We start from the raw sequence: 16,388 nt of genomic DNA on the forward strand, positions 1-16,388 counted from the left end.
GGGTGTTGATGCTAACGTCCTCTTACAATTTCTGGGCCTGAGCCGCCCCTATCAGCATGACAAGACATCTGTTGCCCGCGGCCCGCCCATCGGCCGCTCGCCCTTCTCTGCCTCTGACCGGCATCCGCCTTTCCGTGCTCGGCGCGGCCGTTGCGGTGGTCATGGGCCTTGCAAGCACGGACGCCAGCGCCTTCGCGCTGGGTCAGTTGAAGGTGCAGTCGGCGTTGGGTGAGCCGCTGCGCGCCGAGATCGACGTGACCGAAATGGCAGCCGCCGAGGCGGAAAGCCTGAAGATCAACGTCGCCAGCCCCGACGCCTTCAGGAACGCCGGTGTTCCGTACAACGCAGCGCTCGGCGACGTCAAGGCCACGCTGCAGCGCCGCGCGGGCGGCCAGTACGTGGTGCGCCTGAGCGGCAGCCGTCCGCTCAACGATCCGTTCATCGACCTGCTGCTCGAGGCCAATGGCGCCTCCGGGCGCATCGTGCGCGACTACACGGTGCTGCTGGACCCGCCGGCCACGCGTCCGGCGGCGCCCGCCGCACCGCTGGCGCCGGTCGCGCCCCAGATCAGCACGCCGGTGGAGCGTCCCGGTGCCGCCGCGGCCCGTGCACGCCGCGAGCGCGCGCCCGTTGCGCCAGTGACCGCACCGGCACCGACCCCGGCCGCGCCCGCTCCCGCTCCCGCGTCGCAGGCTCCCGCGGCACCGGCACGTGCGGCAGGTGGTGGCGAACAGGTCACGGTCCAGCGTGGCGACACCGCCGGCAAGATCGCCGCGGCTTACAAGCCCGCCGACATTTCGCTCGACCAGATGCTGGTCGCGCTGCTGCGCGCCAATCCCGATGCCTTCATCGGCGGCAACGTGAACCGGATGAAGGCCGGCGCCGTGCTCGACCTGCCGAGCGCCGCGGAAGCCGGCGCGGTTCCGGCCCTCGAGGCCCGGCGCACCATCGTGGCGCAGAGCCGCGACTTCGGCACCTACCGCCAGCGCCTGGCGGAAAACGCGCCCACCTCGAACGTGGCCGCTGCGGACCGCAAGGCCTCCGGCAAGCTGCAGGCGAACGTCGAAGACCGCAATGCGGCGGCGAGCGCGCCCGACAAGCTGACGATCACCCAGGGCAGCGCAGCAGCCCGTGCGGCCGAGGAAAAGGTGGCGCAGGCCCGTCAGGCACAGGACAACAACAACCGCGTGGCCGAGCTCTCGAAGAACATCGAAGAGTTGGCCAAGCTGAAGGCGGCCACCGGTTCGACGGCGCCCGCCGCCGGCGCGGCGCCCGCACCGGCCGCCCCCGGCATCCCGGTGCCGAACCCCGGCGTGACCAGCACCGCCGCGGCGCCCGCCGCTGCGGTCGCTCCGGCCCCGGCTCCCGCGCCGGCCGCGGCACCTGCCGCGCCGGCCACCCCGGCTGCAGCCCCCGCGGCGGCGACGGAAACGGCAGCCCCTGCGGCGCCGGCTGCCGCCACCGCCGAATCCACGGCCTCCACCGCAGAAACCACCCCGGGCGCGCCCGCCGCGGCCGCCAGCGCCGCAGCCGCCGCGCCGGTCGCCGCACCCAAGCCGGTGGTCAAGGCAGCACCTCCGCCGCCGCCACCGGAACGCGGCTTCTTCGAGGAACTGCTCGACAACCCGCTGATGCTCGCGGGCGCCGCGCTGATCGCGCTGCTGATCGGCTTCCTGCTCTACCGTGTGCTCGGTCGCCGGCGCGAGGAAATGAGCGAAAGCGTGTTCCTCGAAAGCCGGATTCCCAAGGACTCGTTCTTCGGCGCCAGCGGCGGCGAATCGGTCGACACCAAGCAGCGCGGCGACTCGACCGTCTCCTCGCTGTCCTACTCGCCGAGCCAGCTCGATGCGGGCGACGTCGACCCGGTCGCAGAGGCCGACGTGTACCTGGCCTACGGCCGCGACCTGCAGGCCGAGGAAATCCTCCGCGAAGCCCTGCGCGTGAACCCCGAGCGCACGGCCATCCACCTGAAGCTGCTCGAAATCCACGCCAAGCGCCGCGACGTCCGGGCCTATGAAGGCCTGGCGACCGAAGTCCACAAGCTCACCGGCGGCACGGGTGCGGACTGGAACCGCGTGGTCGAGATGGGCAAGGACCTCGACCCGGGCAATCCGCTGTACGAATCGGGCGCGCCCCGCAGCGTGAGCGCGACCGAGAGCGCGGCCTTCGCAGGCGCCCTGGCCTCCGCGGCGGCCAAGCCCGCAGCGCCCACGCCGGCACCGGCGCCCGCCCCGGCCCCTGCGCCCGTCGTGTCGGCGCCGCCGGCGTTCATGCCCTCGGTGGCGCCGCTGGATTTCGACCTGGACCTGAGCCAGCCCCCGGCCCCCGTGCCGGCGCCCGCCCCCGTGAGCGCCAGCCTGCCCAAGACCGCCTACGTGGCCCCGGCGCCCGTGGCGCCCCTGTCCAACGGCCATGCGGCCGCGCATCCTCCGATCGCGCCGGTCGACATGGAGAACGACTTCGACACCGCCCCCGGCGCACTGGCACCGATCACCCGCCCCGGCGCACTCGGCGACGCCGACGCCAACACCCGTCCGGTCGGCCTGCGCAGCGGCCTGCCCGCGGATTCGGGCTTCATCGAGTTCGACATGAGCGCACTGGCCGGGCTTCCCGCCCGTCCGGCCGCCGGCACCGCGGCCGAAGCAGCCCGCCCCGTCGCACCGACCCAGGACGACGACGGCGACGACAGCCCGCATGCGGTCAAGCTGTCGCTGGCGCGCGAACTCCAGGCCATCGGCGACGTCGAGGGTGCCCGTTCGCTGGTCGAGGAAGTCGAAGCCGAAAGCGCCGGCGACCTCAAGTCGCAGGCACGGCAGCTGCTCGCCGAGCTGCGCTGAGCCGCGGCACTGTTCCGACCGTTCCCGAGTTCGTGAGGCTGGCGCTAGGCATCCGCTACAACGGCCAGGCGTACGAGGGCTGGCAGAGCCAGCGCTCGGGCCGCACGGTGCAGGACAAGCTGGAAGCCGCGCTCGCGCGCTTCACCACCCAGCGCATCGGCACGCTGTGCGCCGGCCGCACCGACACCGGCGTGCATGCGCTGATGCAGGTGGTGCACTTCGACACCGCCATCGAGCGCGAGCCCTTCTCCTGGGTGCGCGGCACCAACCGCTTCCTGCCCGACGACATCGCGGTGCAGTGGGCCCATCCGGTGCCCGATGAGTTCCATTGCCGCGCGAGCGCGCTGTCGCGCCGCTACCTCTACGTGCTCTCGGAATCGCCGGTGCGGCCCAGCCTGGATGCGGGCCGCGTGGGCTGGTCGATGTATGCGCTCGACGGCGACGCGATGCGCGCCGCCGCGGCGCTGCTGGTGGGCCGGCACGACTTCAGTTCCTTCCGCGCCTCGGCCTGCCAGGCGCGCTCGCCGGTCAAGGACCTGCGGCGCATCGAGATCACCCGCAGCGGCACTGGCGACCGCTGCCGCTGGCATTTCGAGTTCGAGGCCGACGCGTTCCTGCACCACATGATCCGCAACCTCATGGGCTGCCTGGTGCGCATCGGCCGCGGCGACGCGCCGCCCGAATGGATCGTCGAGGTGCTGGAAGCGCGCAGCCGCAAGGTGGCGGCGCCCACCTTTTCGGCCGACGGGCTGTACTTTCTCGGTCCGTTGTACGACGCGCGCTGGGGTCTGCCCGCCGAGGCCACGCTGCAGGGCGGCGGCGCTGCGTATGATGGCCCGCCATGACCGCCCCGCCCCGCACCCGCATCAAGATCTGCGGCCTCACGCGTGAGGCCGACGTGGATGCGGCCGTCGAGGCCGGCGCCGATGCGGTCGGCTTCGTGCTCTACGCCGCCAGCCCGCGTGCGGTCACGGCCGAGCGCGCCGCAGCGCTCGCCGCCCGGCTGCCGCCTTTCGTCACGCCGGTGCTGCTGTTCGTCAACGCGGCGGCGCCCGCGGCCCTCGAAGCGCTCGGCCGCGTACGGGGCGCGATCGCGCAATTCCATGGCGACGAGACGCCGCAGCAGTGCGAGGAAGCCTCGGGCCACGGGCGCTTCCGTTACATGCGCGCAGCCCGCATTCCCATGGGGACTGCCGGCGCGGGCTTCGACCTCGTAAAATACGCGTCCGATTACTCCCACGCCCAGGCCATCCTGCTCGACGCCCACGTCGAAGGTTATGGCGGTGGCGGCAAGGCATTCGATTGGTCACTTCTTCCACCCGCCGTCGACGCTCACCTCGTCTTGAGTGGTGGGCTCACACCTGCAAACGTGAGCGATGGCATTCGCATCCTGCGGGCGCGCTGCAAGACGCTGTCCGTTGATGTGAGCTCGGGCGTCGAGATCGACGGCCCGGGCAACAAGGGCCTGAAGGACGCCGGAAAGATCCGGCAATTCGTCGCAGCCGCCAGGGCGGCCGACAGCGCCTTCTCCTCCAGTTAGCCGCCGCTTCCCGATCGTGCGTATCGGGCCGCGGCCCACCGATCGAGAACCATGCAAAGCAATTACCAGCAACCCGATGCCAGCGGCCATTTCGGCCGCTACGGCGGCACCTTCGCGAGCGAGACGCTCACCCACGCGATCAACGAGCTGCGCGACGCCTACGCGAAGTACAAGGACGATCCGGCCTTCCTGGCCGAATTCCACTACGAGCTGAAGCACTTCGTCGGCCGGCCCTCGCCGGTCTACCACGCCGCGCGCGCCAGCCGCGAAATGGGCGGCGCCCAGATCTACCTCAAGCGCGAGGACCTCAACCACACCGGCGCGCACAAGATCAACAACGTGATCGGCCAGGCGATGCTCGCGCGCCGCATGGGCAAGCCCCGCGTGATCGCCGAGACCGGCGCCGGCCAGCACGGCGTGGCCACGGCCACGATCTGCGCGCGCTACGGGCTTGAATGCGTGGTCTACATGGGCAGCCAGGACGTGAAGCGCCAGAGCCCCAACGTCTACCGCATGAACCTGCTGGGCGCCACCGTGGTGCCGGTCGATTCGGGCAGCCAGACGCTGAAGGACGCGCTCAACGAGGCGATGCGCGACTGGGTCACGAACGTGGAGAACACCTTCTACATCATCGGCACGGTCGCGGGCCCGCATCCCTATCCGATGATGGTGCGCGACTTCCAGAGCGTGATCGGCACCGAATGCATCGAGCAGATGCCCGCCATGCTCGCGGCGCAGGGCATCACGGGCGAAGCCGAGGGCCGGCAGCCCGACGTGGTGATCGCCTGCGTGGGCGGCGGCAGCAATGCCATCGGCATCTTCCATCCGTACATTCCGTTCGCGGGCACGCGGCTCATCGGCGTGGAGGCCGCGGGCGAAGGCCTCGACAGCGGCAAGCATGCGGCCTCGATCCTGCGCGGCAGCCCGGGCGTGCTGCACGGCAACCGCACCTACCTGCTGCAGAACGAGGACGGCCAGGTCACCGAGACCCACAGCATCAGCGCCGGCCTCGACTACCCCGGCGTGGGCCCGGAGCATGCGCACCTGGCGGACATCGGCCGCGCGGAATACGTGGGCATCACCGACAAGGAGGCGCTCGAGGCCTTCCACTACCTGTGCCGCACCGAGGGCATCATCCCCGCGCTCGAGTCCAGCCATGCGGTGGCCCATGCGCTCAAGCTCGCCAAGACCATGCGTCCCGACCAGTCGATCCTGGTCAACCTCTCGGGCCGCGGCGACAAGGACATCGGCACCGTCGCCGACCTGTCGGGCGTCGACTTCTACGACCGGCCGTCGATGCGCGGGCTGAGCGTGAAGGGAGGCAAGTGATGAGCACCGCCGGACCGCTCCAAGGTGCGAAGGCCCCCTCGGGGGGCAGCGCAGCACACGAAGTGGCAAGCGTGGGGGCACGGCCGAGCCGCATCGCCGCCACCTTCGAGGCGCTGAAAAAAGACGGCCGCCGCGCCCTCATTCCCTACGTCACCGCCGGCTTTCCCTATGCCGACATCACGCCCGCGCTGATGCACGGCATGGTCGAGGCCGGCTCCGACGTGATCGAGCTCGGCGTGCCCTTCTCCGATCCGATGGCCGACGGCCCCGTGATCCAGAAGGCCGGCGAAGCGGCGCTCGCGATGGGCGTGGGCATGAAGCAGGTGCTCGCGATGGGTGGCCGAGTTCCGCCAAAAGGACGCCGCCACGCCCGTGGTGCTGATGGGCTATGCGAACCCGGTCGAGCGCTATGACCTCGTGCACGGCGCGAAGGCCTTCATCCGCGATGCCGCGGCCGCCGGCGTCGACGGACTGCTGGTGGTCGACTACCCGCCCGAGGAATGCGAGGACTTCGCCGCCGAGCTCAAGGCCGCCGGGATGGACCTGATCTTCCTGCTCGCGCCCACCAGCACCGGCGAGCGCATGGCGCAGGTGGCGCGCATCGCGAGCGGCTACGTCTATTACGTCTCGCTCAAGGGCGTGACCGGCGCGGGCCACCTCGACACCGAGGCGGTCGGCCGGATGATCCCGCGCATCCGCGAACACGTCCAGATTCCCGTCGGCGTGGGCTTCGGCATCCGCGATGCGCGCACCGCGCAGGCGATCGGCTCGGCCGCGGACGCGGTCGTGATCGGCACGAAGATCATCCAGCTGATCGACGGCCAGCCGCGCGAGCAGGTGGTGCCCGCGGTGCGCGAATTCCTGTCCGGCATCCGCGAAGCGCTCGACGCCTTGCCCGCCGCTACCCCCAAGAATGCGGCTGGCCGATAATCGCCGCTGCCCTGACCCCGAGGATTTCCATGAGCTGGCTTGAAAAACTGCTACCCGCCAAGATCGCCCAGACCGACCCCGCCGAGCGCCGCCAGGTGCCCGAAGGCCTGTGGATCAAATGCCCGGCCTGCGAGACGGTGCTCTACAAGACCGACCTGGAGCACAACCAGAACGTCTGCCCGAGCTGCAGCCACCACCACCGCATCGGCGCGCGCGCGCGGCTCGACGCCTTCCTCGACGCCGAGGGGCGCTACGAGATCGCCCAGGAAGTGCTCCCTGTCGATGCGCTGAAGTTCAAGGACAGCCGCCGCTACCCCGAGCGGCTCAAGGAAGCGCTCGAGAACACCGGCGAGACCGATGCGCTGGTCGTGATGGGCGGCTCGGTCCACAGCATCAGCGTGGTCGTGGCCTGCTTCGAGTTCGAGTTCATGGGCGGCAGCATGGGCAGCGTGGTCGGCGAGCGCTTCGTGCGCGGCGTCGAGACCGCCATCGAGCAGAAGGTGCCCTTCATCTGCTTCACCGCCACTGGCGGCGCGCGCATGCAGGAAGGCCTGCTGTCGCTGATGCAGATGGCCAAGACCAATGCCGCGCTCACGCGCCTCGCGAAGAAGGGCCTGCCCTACATCAGCGTGCTGACCGACCCGACCATGGGCGGCGTCTCGGCCGGCTTCGCCTTCGTGGGCGACGTCGTGATCGCCGAACCGAAGGCGCTGATCGGCTTCGCCGGCCCGCGCGTGATCGAGTCGACCGTTCGCGTGACGCTGCCCGAAGGCTTCCAGCGCGCCGAGTTCCTGCAGACCAAGGGCGCGATCGACTTCATCAGCGACCGCCGCGAGCTGCGCAAGACCATCGCCAGCACCCTCGCGATGCTGCTGCGCCAGCCCGCAGACGCGGTGATCTAGCTCGCCCCCAGGCTGCGCGGCACTGCGTGTCCGCTTCGCCACCCCCCGACCGGGGGCAACACCTGCGGCCCGGCGAAGCCGGTTCCGCGGTGTTCTCGAAAGGGCAGGCTCAGGCGCCGAGGCGGTAGGCCCAGACCAGCAGGTTGCCGAGCACGATCGCGATCACCTGCAGCAGCACGATCGCGGCGAGCGGCGACAGGTCGACGCCGCCGATCAGCGGAATGAAGCGGCGGAACGGCCGCACCAGCGGCTCGGCGAGCCGCGAGATCAGGTCGAACAGCACGGGCGAGGCGCCCGGTATCCACGACAGCACGGCATACACGACGAGCAGCGCCGTGAGCCCCGACACCGCGAGCTGCAGCAGCCCCACGAAGGACACCAGCGGCAGCGCGATCAGGCGGCCGAGGTTGCCGATCAGCAGCCACAGCAGCAGGAACTTCACGAGCACCAGCAGCCAGGCCGCGATCGCGCTCGCCAGGTCCCAGCGCTTCAGCGGCGGCACGATGCGGCGCAGCGGCAGCACGATCCAGTCGGTGATCGCGAACACGAAGCGTCCGAGCGGATTGCCGAAGGGCACGCGGTGGTACTGCATGTAGAGGCGCAGCAGGCAGGCGCCGCCGAGCAGGCCGACGATCACGTCGAGAAGGAACGAAGGGATCTGGTAGAGCATGGCGCGGGGTCGTGAGCGGAATGCGATGATAGCCATGCAAGGTTCCTCGATGACTAAACAGCCCCTTTTGCATTCGCTGCCATTGTTCCCGCTCGGCACGGTCCTCTTTCCGGGCGGCGTGCTGCCGCTGCGCATCTTCGAGGTGCGCTACCTCGACATGGTCGGCAAGTGCCGCAAGGCCGATGCACCCTTCGGCGTGGTCAGCCTCACGAGCGGCAGCGAGGTCCGCAAGCCGGGCGCCGATGCGGAGAGCTTCGCGGCGATCGGCACGCTCGCCACGATCCGCGAATTCGAGTCGCCGCAGAGCGGTCTGCTGCAGATCGAATGCGTGGGCACGCAGCGCTTTCGCGTGCGCGAGACGCAGTTGCAGAAGCATGGCCTCTGGGTCGCCGAGGTCGAGGCTGTGGCCGAGGACGTGGCGCTCGAGATTCCCGACGACCTCCGCCACACCGCCGTGGCCCTGCAGCGCCTCGTGGAGACGCTCGAAGAGCGCCGCCGCGCGCAGGGCCCCGAAGCCGTGCGCCTGCCGATCGCGCAGCCCTACCGCTTCGACGATTGCGGCTGGGTCGCCAACCGCTGGTGCGAACTGGTGCCGATGCAGCTCGAACTGCGGCAGCGGCTGATGGAGCTCGACAGCCCGCTGATGCGCCTCGAACTGGTCGGCGATCTGCTCGCACGCACGGGCATCACTGGTTAGATTGCTACCTTTTAAATAGCATATCGCGCAGGATTGACGGGCCGTCCGGCGCGGTTCGGCAAGGGGTTCATCGGCTAAAATGCCGGGCCGGCGCACGCTCCCGTTGCGCCCCACCCGTCTTCCATGTCCGATCACCTGACCCCCCCCATTCCCACGCCCGCCGCAGTGGCGCCCGCCGCACCCGCCGCCGACGACAACCAGCTCATCGCCGAACGCCGCGAGAAGCTCAAGCTGCTGCGCACCGCGCAGGCCGACGGCAAGGGCGTCGCGTTCCCGAACGACTTCAAGCCCGGGCACCGTGCCGCTGCGCTGATCGAAGCGCATGGCGCCGTCGATGCCGAGGCGCTCGAAGCGCAGGCCGTGGCCGTGAGCGTGGCGGGCCGCATGATGCTCAAGCGCGTGATGGGCAAGGCCAGCTTCGCCACCCTGCAGGACGCCACCGGCCGCATCCAGCTCTACGTGACGCGCGACGCCGTCGGCGAAGAGGCGTATGCCGAATTCAAGCGCTGGGACCTGGGCGACATCCTCGGCGCCGAAGGCACGCTGATGAAGACCAAGACCGGCGAGCTGTCGGTCAAGGTGAGCGCGCTGCGCCTGCTCACCAAGAGCCTGCGCCCCCTGCCCGACAAGTTCCACGGCATGGCCGACCAGGAACAGAAGTACCGCCAGCGCTACGTCGACCTGATCACCGACGAGACGGCCCGCGTGCGCTTCACCGCGCGCAGCAAGGCCGTGAGCGCGCTGCGCGAGTTCATGGTGGCGAACGACTTCCTCGAGGTCGAGACGCCGATGCTGCACCCGATCCCGGGCGGCGCGAACGCCAAGCCGTTCAAGACGCACCACAACGCGCTCGACCAGGAGATGTTCCTGCGCATCGCGCCCGAGCTGTACCTCAAGCGCCTGATCGTCGGCGGCTTCGAGCGCGTGTTCGAGATCAACCGGAGCTACCGCAACGAGGGCATCTCGGTGCGGCACAACCCCGAGTTCACGATGATGGAGTTCTACGCGGCCTACTGGAACTACCGCGACCTGATGGACTTCACCGAGACGCTGATCCGCACCATCGCCCAGAAGGCCGTCGGCACGCAGCAGCTCAGCTACCAGGGCAAGCCCGTCGACCTGACGCAGCCCTTCGAGCGCCTGACGATCCGCGAGGCGATCCTCAAGCACACCGACGCGGGGGACGGCGTGGACGACAGCGCCTGGCTCGTCAGCGCGCTGCGCAAGCTGGGCCTGAGCGAGGAGAAGGACAAGCTCTCGCAGCGCAGCCTCGCCGCGCTGCAGGTGATGTACTTCGAGGAGACGGTGGAAGAGAAGCTCTGGCAGCCGACCTTCATCATGGAGCACCCGACCGAGATCTCGCCGCTCGCGCGCGCGAACGACGAGCGCCCCGAGGTCACCGAGCGCTTCGAGCTCTACATCACCGGCCGCGAGTTCGGCAACGGCTTCAGCGAGCTCAACGACGCTGAGGACCAGGCCGCGCGCTTCAACGCCCAGGTGGCCGCGAAGGACAGCGGCGACGACGAAGCCATGTACTACGACCACGACTTCGTGCGCGCGCTCGAGTACGGCATGCCGCCCACCGGCGGCTGCGGCATCGGCATCGACCGGCTCATGATGCTCCTGACCGACTCGCCGAGCATCCGCGACGTGATCCTGTTCCCGGCGCTGCGCAGGGAAGCTTGAACGTGCGTTCACCGTCGTCGCTGCCGACGATCGGCATCGACTTCGGCACCTCCAACTCCGCCGTCGCCTGCCGGGTCGACGGCGTGGCGCGGCTGCTGCCGATCGAAGGCGCGGCCACCACCCTGCCCACCGCGATCTTCTTCAACGCCGAGGACCGCACCACGCACTTCGGCCGCGAGGCGATCGCGCTCTACCTGGCCGGCGTCGAAGGCCGTCTCATGCGGTCGCTCAAGAGCCTGCTCGGCAGTGCGCTGATGCAGGAGAAGACCGCGATCCACGACGGGCTGGTGAGCTTCGAGGACATCATCGCGCGCTTCCTGCGCGAACTCGCGGAACGCGCCGGCCGCGAACTCGGCCGGGTGCCGGAGCGCGTGGTGATCGGCCGGCCGGTCCATTTCGTGGACGACGACCCGAAGCGCGACGAGCGGGCCGAAGAAAGCCTGCGCCACGCGGCGCGCGCCGCGGGCGTCCGGGAGATCGGCTTCCAGCTCGAACCGATCGCGGCGGCCTTCGACTACGAGCAGCGCATCGCGAAGGAATCGCTGGTGCTGATCGTCGACGTCGGCGGCGGCACGTCCGACTTCACCGTGGTGCGCGTCGGCCCCGAGCGCGCGACGCGGGACGACCGCAGCGCGGACGTGCTCGCGACCAGCGGCGTGCACATCGGCGGCACCGATTTCGACCAGCGCCTCAACCTCGACCGCGTGATGCCGGCCTTCGGCTTCCGCCACACCGGCCCGCAGGGCCGCGAAGTGCCGAGCAAGGTGTTCTTCGAACTCTCGTCCTGGCACCTGATCAACTGGCTCTACGCGGCCAAGGCGGTGCGGCAGGCCAAGGAACTGCGCACCAGCTACGGCGACACGCGGCTGCACGACCGGCTGATGACGGTGCTCGAGGAACGGCATGGCCACCGCATCGCGAGCGAGGTCGAGCAGGCGAAGATCGCCGCCTCGGTGAACGATGCGGCGGCGGCCATCGATCTTTCCTGCGCCGAACGCGGCCTGTCCGCTTCGCTGTCGCCGGACGACATGGCCCAGCAGCTGTCGCCGCTGCTCGACGAGGTCATCGCATGCGCGCACGCCTGCGTGAAGCGCGCCGGCCTGCGCAGTGGCGACCTCGACGCCATCTACCTGACCGGCGGCTCGTCGGCCCTGCGGCCGTTCCAGCAGGCGCTGCGACGGAGCTTCGCGGGTATTCCGCTGGTCGAAGGCGACCTGTTCGGCGGCGTGGCGACCGGCCTCGCCTGCGCCGGCTCGGCGAGCGCATGAAATACCTCGCGGGCTACCCACCGGCGCTGCTGGCACAGGTGCAGCAGTTGCTGGCGGGCGAAGGCCTGGGGCCGCTGCTGCGGCGGCGCTATCCCGGGCCGGTGCACGGGATGCAGACCGACCGCGCGCTCTACGACTACGTCCACGAACTCAAGAACGATTTCATGCGCAAGGCGCCACCGCTCGCCAAAGTGGCGTTCGACAGCAAGCTGCACGTGATCCGGAATGCGCTGGGCACGCACACCACCGTCTCGCGCGTGCAGGGCAGCAAGCTCAAGACCAAGCGGGAGATCCGCGTCGCGAGCCTGTTCAGGGAGGTGCCGCTCGAATGGCTGCGCATGATCGTGGTCCACGAGCTGGCGCACATGAAGGAGCGCGAGCACGACAAGAGCTTCTATGCGCTGTGCGAGCACATGGAGCCCGACTACCACCGGCTGGAATTCGACGTCCGGCTCTACCTGACGCACCTCGACGCCGGCGGCGAGCGCCTGTGGGCCGGCGGCGCGCCGTAGCCGGCGCCGCCGCAGTTCAGGCGTCCTGCGGGGCCGCGAGCCCGGCCTTCGCGAGCACCGCGCGCGCGTGCCGGTACGCGGCCGAGTCGGCGAGCGCATGCCAGTCGGGCGCCGGCGTGGCGGGAAGCAGCGCCCGCCTGCGCCCTTCGCTCTCTGCTTCGGGCTGCCAGCGTCCCGCTGCGGCCGCGGCCTGGAAGTCGTCGAGCAGTCCGTCGAGCGCGAGCCCCTCGCCGATGCTCTGGTTGCAGAGCATCGCCAGATCGCAGCCCGCGCCGAGCGCCGCGAACGCCGCCTCGGCGTAGCTCAGCAGCCGGCCGTCGATGTAGCGCCCGGCCTCCATGCTCAGGTCGTCGCTGAAGATCGCGCCGTCGAAGGCCAGCCGGCCGCGCAGCACGTCCTGCAGCCACTTCGGCGAGAAGCCCGCGGGCCGCGCATCGACCTTGGGGTAGATCACGTGCGCCGGCATCACCGCCGCGAGCGTGCCCGCGAGCCAGTCGTAGGGCCGCGCATCGTCGGCCAGGATGGTTTTGAGCCCGCGCCGGTCGACCGGGATCGCGACGTGCGAATCGGCCTTGACGAAGCCATGCCCCGGGAAGTGCTTGCCGCAATGGCGCATGCCCGCCTGCAGCATGCCGTGCGCCATGCTTTTGGCGAGCAGTGCCACGACGCGCGGGTCGCGGTGGAAGCTGCGGTCGCCGATCACGCCGCTGCCGCCGTGGTCGAGATCGAGCACGGGCGCGAAGCTGAAGTCCACGCCGCAGGCGCGCAGCTCGGCCGCGAGCACCAGGCCCGCGGCGCTCGCGGCCTGGGTGGCGCGCATCGCGTCGCGCATCCACAGCTCGCCGAGCGCGCGCATCGAGGGCAGCCGGGTGAAGCCGTCGGTGCGAAAGCGCTGCACCCGGCCGCCTTCGTGGTCCACGCAGATCAGCAGATCGGGCCGGATCGCCTTCAGCTCGGCGTTGAGCGCGCTCATCTGCGCGCGGTCGCGCCAGTTGCGCGCGAAATGGATCACGCCGCCCACCAGCGGATGGGCGATGCGGCGTCGATCGGCGTCGCTGAGCTCGGTTGCCGCCACGTCGACGATCAGCGGGGCGTGTGAAGGTACGGCGGCGGCGCTCATGCTTTCTCGACCACGACGAAGCTCGCGGCATATTCGGTTTCGTCGGTCACCGTGACGTGCGCGGTGAGGCCCTGCGCCTCGAACCATTGCTTGAGCTCGCCGTGCAGCACGATCACGGGCTTGCCGCTCTTCAGGTTCGCGATCTCGCACAGGCGCCAGCTCATCGGCATGCGCATGCCCAGTCCGATGGCCTTGCTGAATGCCTCCTTGGCCGAGAAGCGGGTCGCGAGGTAGCTGAGGCCGCGCTTGGGCCAGCGCGCGCTGCGGGCCTTCCAGACCGCGAACTCGGCGTCGCTGAGCACCCGGTGCGCAAAGCGCTCGCCCTGGCGCTCGAAGGTCGCGGCAATGCGTCGCACGTCGCAGATGTCGGTGCCGATGCCGTAGATCATGCGGCGTCGGCGATGCAGCGCAGGTAGGCCTGCGTCGTGGCGACATAGCCGAGTTCGAGCGCATCGGCGACGAAGGCGTGGCCGATCGAGACCTCCTGCACGCCGCGCACGGCGCGCAGGAAGGGCGTGAGGTTGTCGCGGCTCAGGTCGTGGCCGGCATTGAGGCCCAGGCCGGCGGCCTGGGCGGCGCGCGCCGCCTCCACGTAGCGCGCCAGCACGGCGGCTTCGTCCGCGGTGCCGCGCGAGGCGGCATAGCCTTCGGTGTACAGCTCGACGCGATCGGCGCCCACGGCCTTGGCGGCGGCCATCATCTCGGGGATCGGGTCCATGAACAGGCTCACCCGGACGCCGAGCGCGCGCGCCTCGGCGATCACCGGGCGCAGCCGCTCGGCGTCCTCGGGAAAGTTCCAGCCGTGGTCGCTGGTCGACTGGGTTTCGCTGTCGGGCACGAAGGTGGCCTGGTGCGGCTTCTGCGCGCGCACGAAATCCATCAGGTTGTGGAACGGATTGCCTTCGATGTTGAATTCGACCGATGGCCATTTCGCGGCCAGCAGGGCCGCGAGGTCGTGCACGTCATGGGCGCGGATGTGGCGCCCGTCGGGCCGGGGATGCACCGTGATCCCCTGCGCGCCGGCTGCCAGGCAGGCCTCGGCGGCGGCCACAACGCTCGGGATGCCGAGCTGGCGCGTGTTGCGCACCAGCGCCACCTTGTTGAGATTGACCGACAGCGCCGTGGTGGCTGCGGAATGGGCGGGTGTGCTCATAGGGCTTGCAAATCTCTCATCATCTGCCGCGTTCGCAGCGTGGACACACCGCAATGGTAGTTGAGCAGCGCGCGCAGCTGGTTGCGCAGGGCACTGTTGCTGCCGGCGTTCATCGTCGCGATCTCGCGCAGCGTCGCGGTGAAGGGCGCGCGGTCGTCGAGCACTTTCTGCAGCGACCGCCAGTCCGCGCCCGGCAGCGCCGCCTCGTCCGCGCCCGCGAGCCGCAGGCCGGCCTCGGGCACCAGGCTGTAGCGCGCCTCGGCGGCGAGCGGCTCGAGCGTGAGCGTCTGGACGTCGAGCGAGGGCAGCAGCCCCACCTCGCGCAGCAGCAGCAGCTCGAAGGCCCGCAGCGCCGCGGCCTGGGTCGCCGCCTGCGCCGCGGCATGGTCGCCGGCCAGCACCTGCACCACGCCTGCGTAGGCGTCGAACAGCGCCTCGTGGGCATCGTCGCGTGCCAGCAGCCGCAGCAGAAGCTCGTTGACGTAGTAGCCCGAAAGCAGCGCCTCGCCGGTCGGCATGACGTGGCCGCCCATCCATTCGGCGCCCTTGAGCGTGCGGATCTCGGCGTCGCCGCCGTAGTTGAGCTGCAGCGGCTGCAGCGGCAGCAGCACCGGCCTGAAATTGGAGCTCGGCCGCTTCGCCCCCTTGGCCACGAGCGCGATGCGCCCGTGGTGGCGGGTGAAGACCTCGAGGATCAGGCTCGACTCGCTCCAGTCGTAGCGGTGGAGCACGTACGCCGGTTCGTGCGAGACGCGGTGGGCCGTGGCCACTTCATTCGTAACCGAACGAGCGCACGCGGGCCTCGTCGTCGGCCCAGCCCGAACGCACCTTCACCCACAGCTCGAGGAACACCTTCGCGTCGGCCAGCTTCTCGAGCTCGACGCGGGTTTCCATGCCGATGCGCTTGATGCGCTCGCCCTTGTCGCCGATGACCATGGCCTTGTGGCCGTCGCGCTCCACCACGATGGTCGCTGCGATGCGCAGCAGGCGCTTCTGGCCCTTCTTCTGGGGCGCTTCTTCCTCGAACTTGTCGATCACCACCGTCGAGGTGTAGGGCAACTCGTCGCCGGTCAGGCGGAACAGCTTCTCGCGCACCAGTTCGCCCGCGAGGAACTTCTCGCTGCGGTCGGTCAGTTCATCCTCGGCGTAGAACCAGGGCTGCTCGGGCAGGTATTTCTCGCAGATGCCGAACAGGCGCTCGACGTCCTTCGGGTTCTTGGCCGACATCGGCACGAACTCGGCGAAGGGATGCTTCTGCTGCATCGACTGCAGCCAGGGCGCGATGTCGCCGCGGCGGTGCACGTTGTCGAGCTTGTTGGCGAGCAGCACGGTCGGGATGCCCTTGCCGAGCAGCTTGAGCACCCGCTCGTCGGCCGCGGTGAAGCTGCCGGCCTCGACCACGAACAGGATCAGGTCCACGTCGCCTACCGCGCCCTGCACGGTCTTGTTGAGCGACTTGTTGAGCGCGTTGGCATGCAGGGTCTGGAAGCCCGGCGTGTCCACGAACACGAACTGATTCGCGCCCAGCGTGCGCATGCCGGTGATGCGGTGGCGCGTGGTCTGCGCCTTGCGCGAGGTGATGCTGATCTTCTGGCCCACCAGCGCGTTGAGCAGCGTCGACTTGCCCACGTTGGGCTTGCCGACGATGGCCACCAGGCCGCAATGCTGCGGACCACCCGCGTTCGGGCCGTCGGCGGGTTCCTGGGCGTCTGCTGTTGAATTGATAGCGTCGTTCATGGGGGTT

15 protein-coding genes and 1 pseudogene are annotated in these 16,388 nt (G+C 69.9%); 10 read left to right on the plus strand and 6 right to left on the minus strand.

Features of this window, described 5'->3' with window-relative positions:
- The first annotated feature begins 56 nt into the window (after nucleotides 1-56).
- The 6 genes and pseudogenes from M2165_RS03700 (at nucleotide 57) to accD (ending at nucleotide 7,538) form a co-directional block, all read left to right on the plus strand.
- Nucleotides 57-2,837, plus strand: coding sequence for a FimV/HubP family polar landmark protein (locus M2165_RS03700; RefSeq protein ID WP_280813333.1), 2,781 nt, complete (start codon nucleotides 57-59; stop codon nucleotides 2,835-2,837).
- Nucleotides 2,838-2,869: 32 nt separating this feature from the next.
- A complete protein-coding gene (truA, locus tag M2165_RS03705; protein WP_280813334.1) occupies nucleotides 2,870-3,682 on the plus strand; it encodes a tRNA pseudouridine(38-40) synthase TruA in 813 nt (270 codons plus the stop codon).
- Complete coding sequence (locus tag M2165_RS03710; RefSeq protein ID WP_280813335.1) at nucleotides 3,679-4,377, plus strand: phosphoribosylanthranilate isomerase; 699 nt, start codon at nucleotides 3,679-3,681, stop codon at nucleotides 4,375-4,377. The genes truA and M2165_RS03710 overlap by 4 nt, the downstream gene beginning before the upstream one ends.
- A gap of 51 nt (nucleotides 4,378-4,428) precedes the next feature.
- Nucleotides 4,429-5,706 carry a tryptophan synthase subunit beta gene (gene trpB / locus M2165_RS03715; protein ID WP_280813336.1) on the plus strand — a complete coding sequence of 426 codons (1,278 nt, stop codon included), beginning with the start codon at nucleotides 4,429-4,431 and terminating at the stop codon, nucleotides 5,704-5,706.
- 71 nt (nucleotides 5,707-5,777) lie between these two features.
- Nucleotides 5,778-6,636, plus strand: a pseudogene (trpA, locus tag M2165_RS03720) (tryptophan synthase subunit alpha).
- Between the two features lie 29 nt (nucleotides 6,637-6,665).
- Complete coding sequence (gene accD / locus M2165_RS03725; protein WP_280813337.1) at nucleotides 6,666-7,538, plus strand: acetyl-CoA carboxylase, carboxyltransferase subunit beta; 873 nt, start codon at nucleotides 6,666-6,668, stop codon at nucleotides 7,536-7,538.
- Nucleotides 7,539-7,647: 109 nt separating this feature from the next.
- Here accD and M2165_RS03730 read toward each other — a convergent pair whose 3' ends face one another.
- A complete protein-coding gene (locus M2165_RS03730; RefSeq protein WP_280817462.1) occupies nucleotides 7,648-8,208 on the minus strand; it encodes a YggT family protein in 561 nt (186 codons plus the stop codon).
- Nucleotides 8,209-8,257: 49 nt separating this feature from the next.
- Here M2165_RS03730 and M2165_RS03735 point away from each other — a divergent pair, with 49 nt between their 5' ends.
- The 4 genes from M2165_RS03735 (at nucleotide 8,258) to M2165_RS03750 (ending at nucleotide 12,371) form a co-directional block, all read left to right on the plus strand.
- Entirely contained in the window at nucleotides 8,258-8,905 is a 648-nt protein-coding gene (locus M2165_RS03735; RefSeq protein ID WP_280813338.1) for an LON peptidase substrate-binding domain-containing protein, read from the plus strand.
- A 123-nt stretch (nucleotides 8,906-9,028) separates the two neighbouring features.
- Nucleotides 9,029-10,591 (plus strand): lysine--tRNA ligase, encoded by a 1,563-nt coding sequence (lysS, locus tag M2165_RS03740; RefSeq protein ID WP_280813339.1) that lies wholly within the window; start codon nucleotides 9,029-9,031, stop codon nucleotides 10,589-10,591.
- A gap of 2 nt (nucleotides 10,592-10,593) precedes the next feature.
- Complete coding sequence (locus M2165_RS03745) at nucleotides 10,594-11,859, plus strand: Hsp70 family protein (RefSeq protein WP_280813340.1); 1,266 nt, start codon at nucleotides 10,594-10,596, stop codon at nucleotides 11,857-11,859.
- On the plus strand, nucleotides 11,856-12,371 hold the full coding sequence (locus M2165_RS03750) for a M48 family metallopeptidase (RefSeq protein ID WP_280813341.1): 516 nt from the start codon (nucleotides 11,856-11,858) through the stop codon (nucleotides 12,369-12,371). The genes M2165_RS03745 and M2165_RS03750 overlap by 4 nt, the downstream gene beginning before the upstream one ends.
- Nucleotides 12,372-12,387: 16 nt before the next feature.
- Here the strand turns inward: M2165_RS03750 and nagZ are convergent, their stop codons facing one another.
- From nagZ to era, 5 genes are read right to left on the minus strand one after another with little or no spacing between them, the layout of a single operon-like run.
- Entirely contained in the window at nucleotides 12,388-13,491 is a 1,104-nt protein-coding gene (nagZ, locus tag M2165_RS03755; RefSeq protein ID WP_280813342.1) for a beta-N-acetylhexosaminidase, read from the minus strand.
- Complete coding sequence (gene acpS / locus M2165_RS03760; RefSeq protein WP_280813343.1) at nucleotides 13,488-13,880, minus strand: holo-ACP synthase; 393 nt, start codon at nucleotides 13,878-13,880, stop codon at nucleotides 13,488-13,490. The genes nagZ and acpS overlap by 4 nt, the downstream gene beginning before the upstream one ends.
- Nucleotides 13,877-14,644, minus strand: a complete 768-nt coding sequence (locus M2165_RS03765) for a pyridoxine 5'-phosphate synthase (RefSeq protein WP_280813344.1) — start codon at nucleotides 14,642-14,644, stop codon at nucleotides 13,877-13,879. The genes acpS and M2165_RS03765 overlap by 4 nt, the downstream gene beginning before the upstream one ends.
- The gene (recO, locus tag M2165_RS03770) at nucleotides 14,641-15,414 is read right to left on the minus strand and encodes a DNA repair protein RecO (protein WP_280813345.1); all 774 of its coding nucleotides are present in this window, start codon (nucleotides 15,412-15,414) and stop codon (nucleotides 14,641-14,643) included. Before recO ends, M2165_RS03765 begins: the two co-directional genes overlap by 4 nt.
- A 1-nt stretch (nucleotide 15,415) precedes the next feature.
- Nucleotides 15,416-16,381, minus strand: coding sequence for a GTPase Era (gene era, locus M2165_RS03775; RefSeq protein ID WP_280813346.1), 966 nt, complete (start codon nucleotides 16,379-16,381; stop codon nucleotides 15,416-15,418).
- Between the last annotated feature and the right edge of the window lie 7 nt (nucleotides 16,382-16,388).

The sequence above is a fragment of the Variovorax sp. TBS-050B genome (genome assembly GCF_029893635.1).
GTDB lineage: Bacteria > Pseudomonadota > Gammaproteobacteria > Burkholderiales > Burkholderiaceae_C > Variovorax.

Bases quoted from the DNA above. Each gene is read 5' to 3' on its own strand.
- M2165_RS03700 (WP_280813333.1), top strand. From the start codon at position 57: ATGACAAGACATCTGTTGCCCGCGGCCCGCCCATCGGCCGCTCGCCCT.
- M2165_RS03710 (WP_280813335.1), top strand. From the start codon at position 3,679: ATGACCGCCCCGCCCCGCACCCGCATCAAGATCTGCGGCCTCACGCGT.
- trpB (WP_280813336.1), top strand. From the start codon at position 4,429: ATGCAAAGCAATTACCAGCAACCCGATGCCAGCGGCCATTTCGGCCGC.
- accD (WP_280813337.1), top strand. From the start codon at position 6,666: ATGAGCTGGCTTGAAAAACTGCTACCCGCCAAGATCGCCCAGACCGAC.
- M2165_RS03730 (WP_280817462.1), bottom strand. From the start codon at position 8,208: ATGCTCTACCAGATCCCTTCGTTCCTTCTCGACGTGATCGTCGGCCTG.
- M2165_RS03735 (WP_280813338.1), top strand. From the start codon at position 8,258: ATGACTAAACAGCCCCTTTTGCATTCGCTGCCATTGTTCCCGCTCGGC.
- lysS (WP_280813339.1), top strand. From the start codon at position 9,029: ATGTCCGATCACCTGACCCCCCCCATTCCCACGCCCGCCGCAGTGGCG.
- M2165_RS03750 (WP_280813341.1), top strand. From the start codon at position 11,856: ATGAAATACCTCGCGGGCTACCCACCGGCGCTGCTGGCACAGGTGCAG.
- nagZ (WP_280813342.1), bottom strand. From the start codon at position 13,491: ATGAGCGCCGCCGCCGTACCTTCACACGCCCCGCTGATCGTCGACGTG.
- acpS (WP_280813343.1), bottom strand. From the start codon at position 13,880: ATGATCTACGGCATCGGCACCGACATCTGCGACGTGCGACGCATTGCC.
- M2165_RS03765 (WP_280813344.1), bottom strand. From the start codon at position 14,644: ATGAGCACACCCGCCCATTCCGCAGCCACCACGGCGCTGTCGGTCAAT.
- era (WP_280813346.1), bottom strand. From the start codon at position 16,381: ATGAACGACGCTATCAATTCAACAGCAGACGCCCAGGAACCCGCCGAC.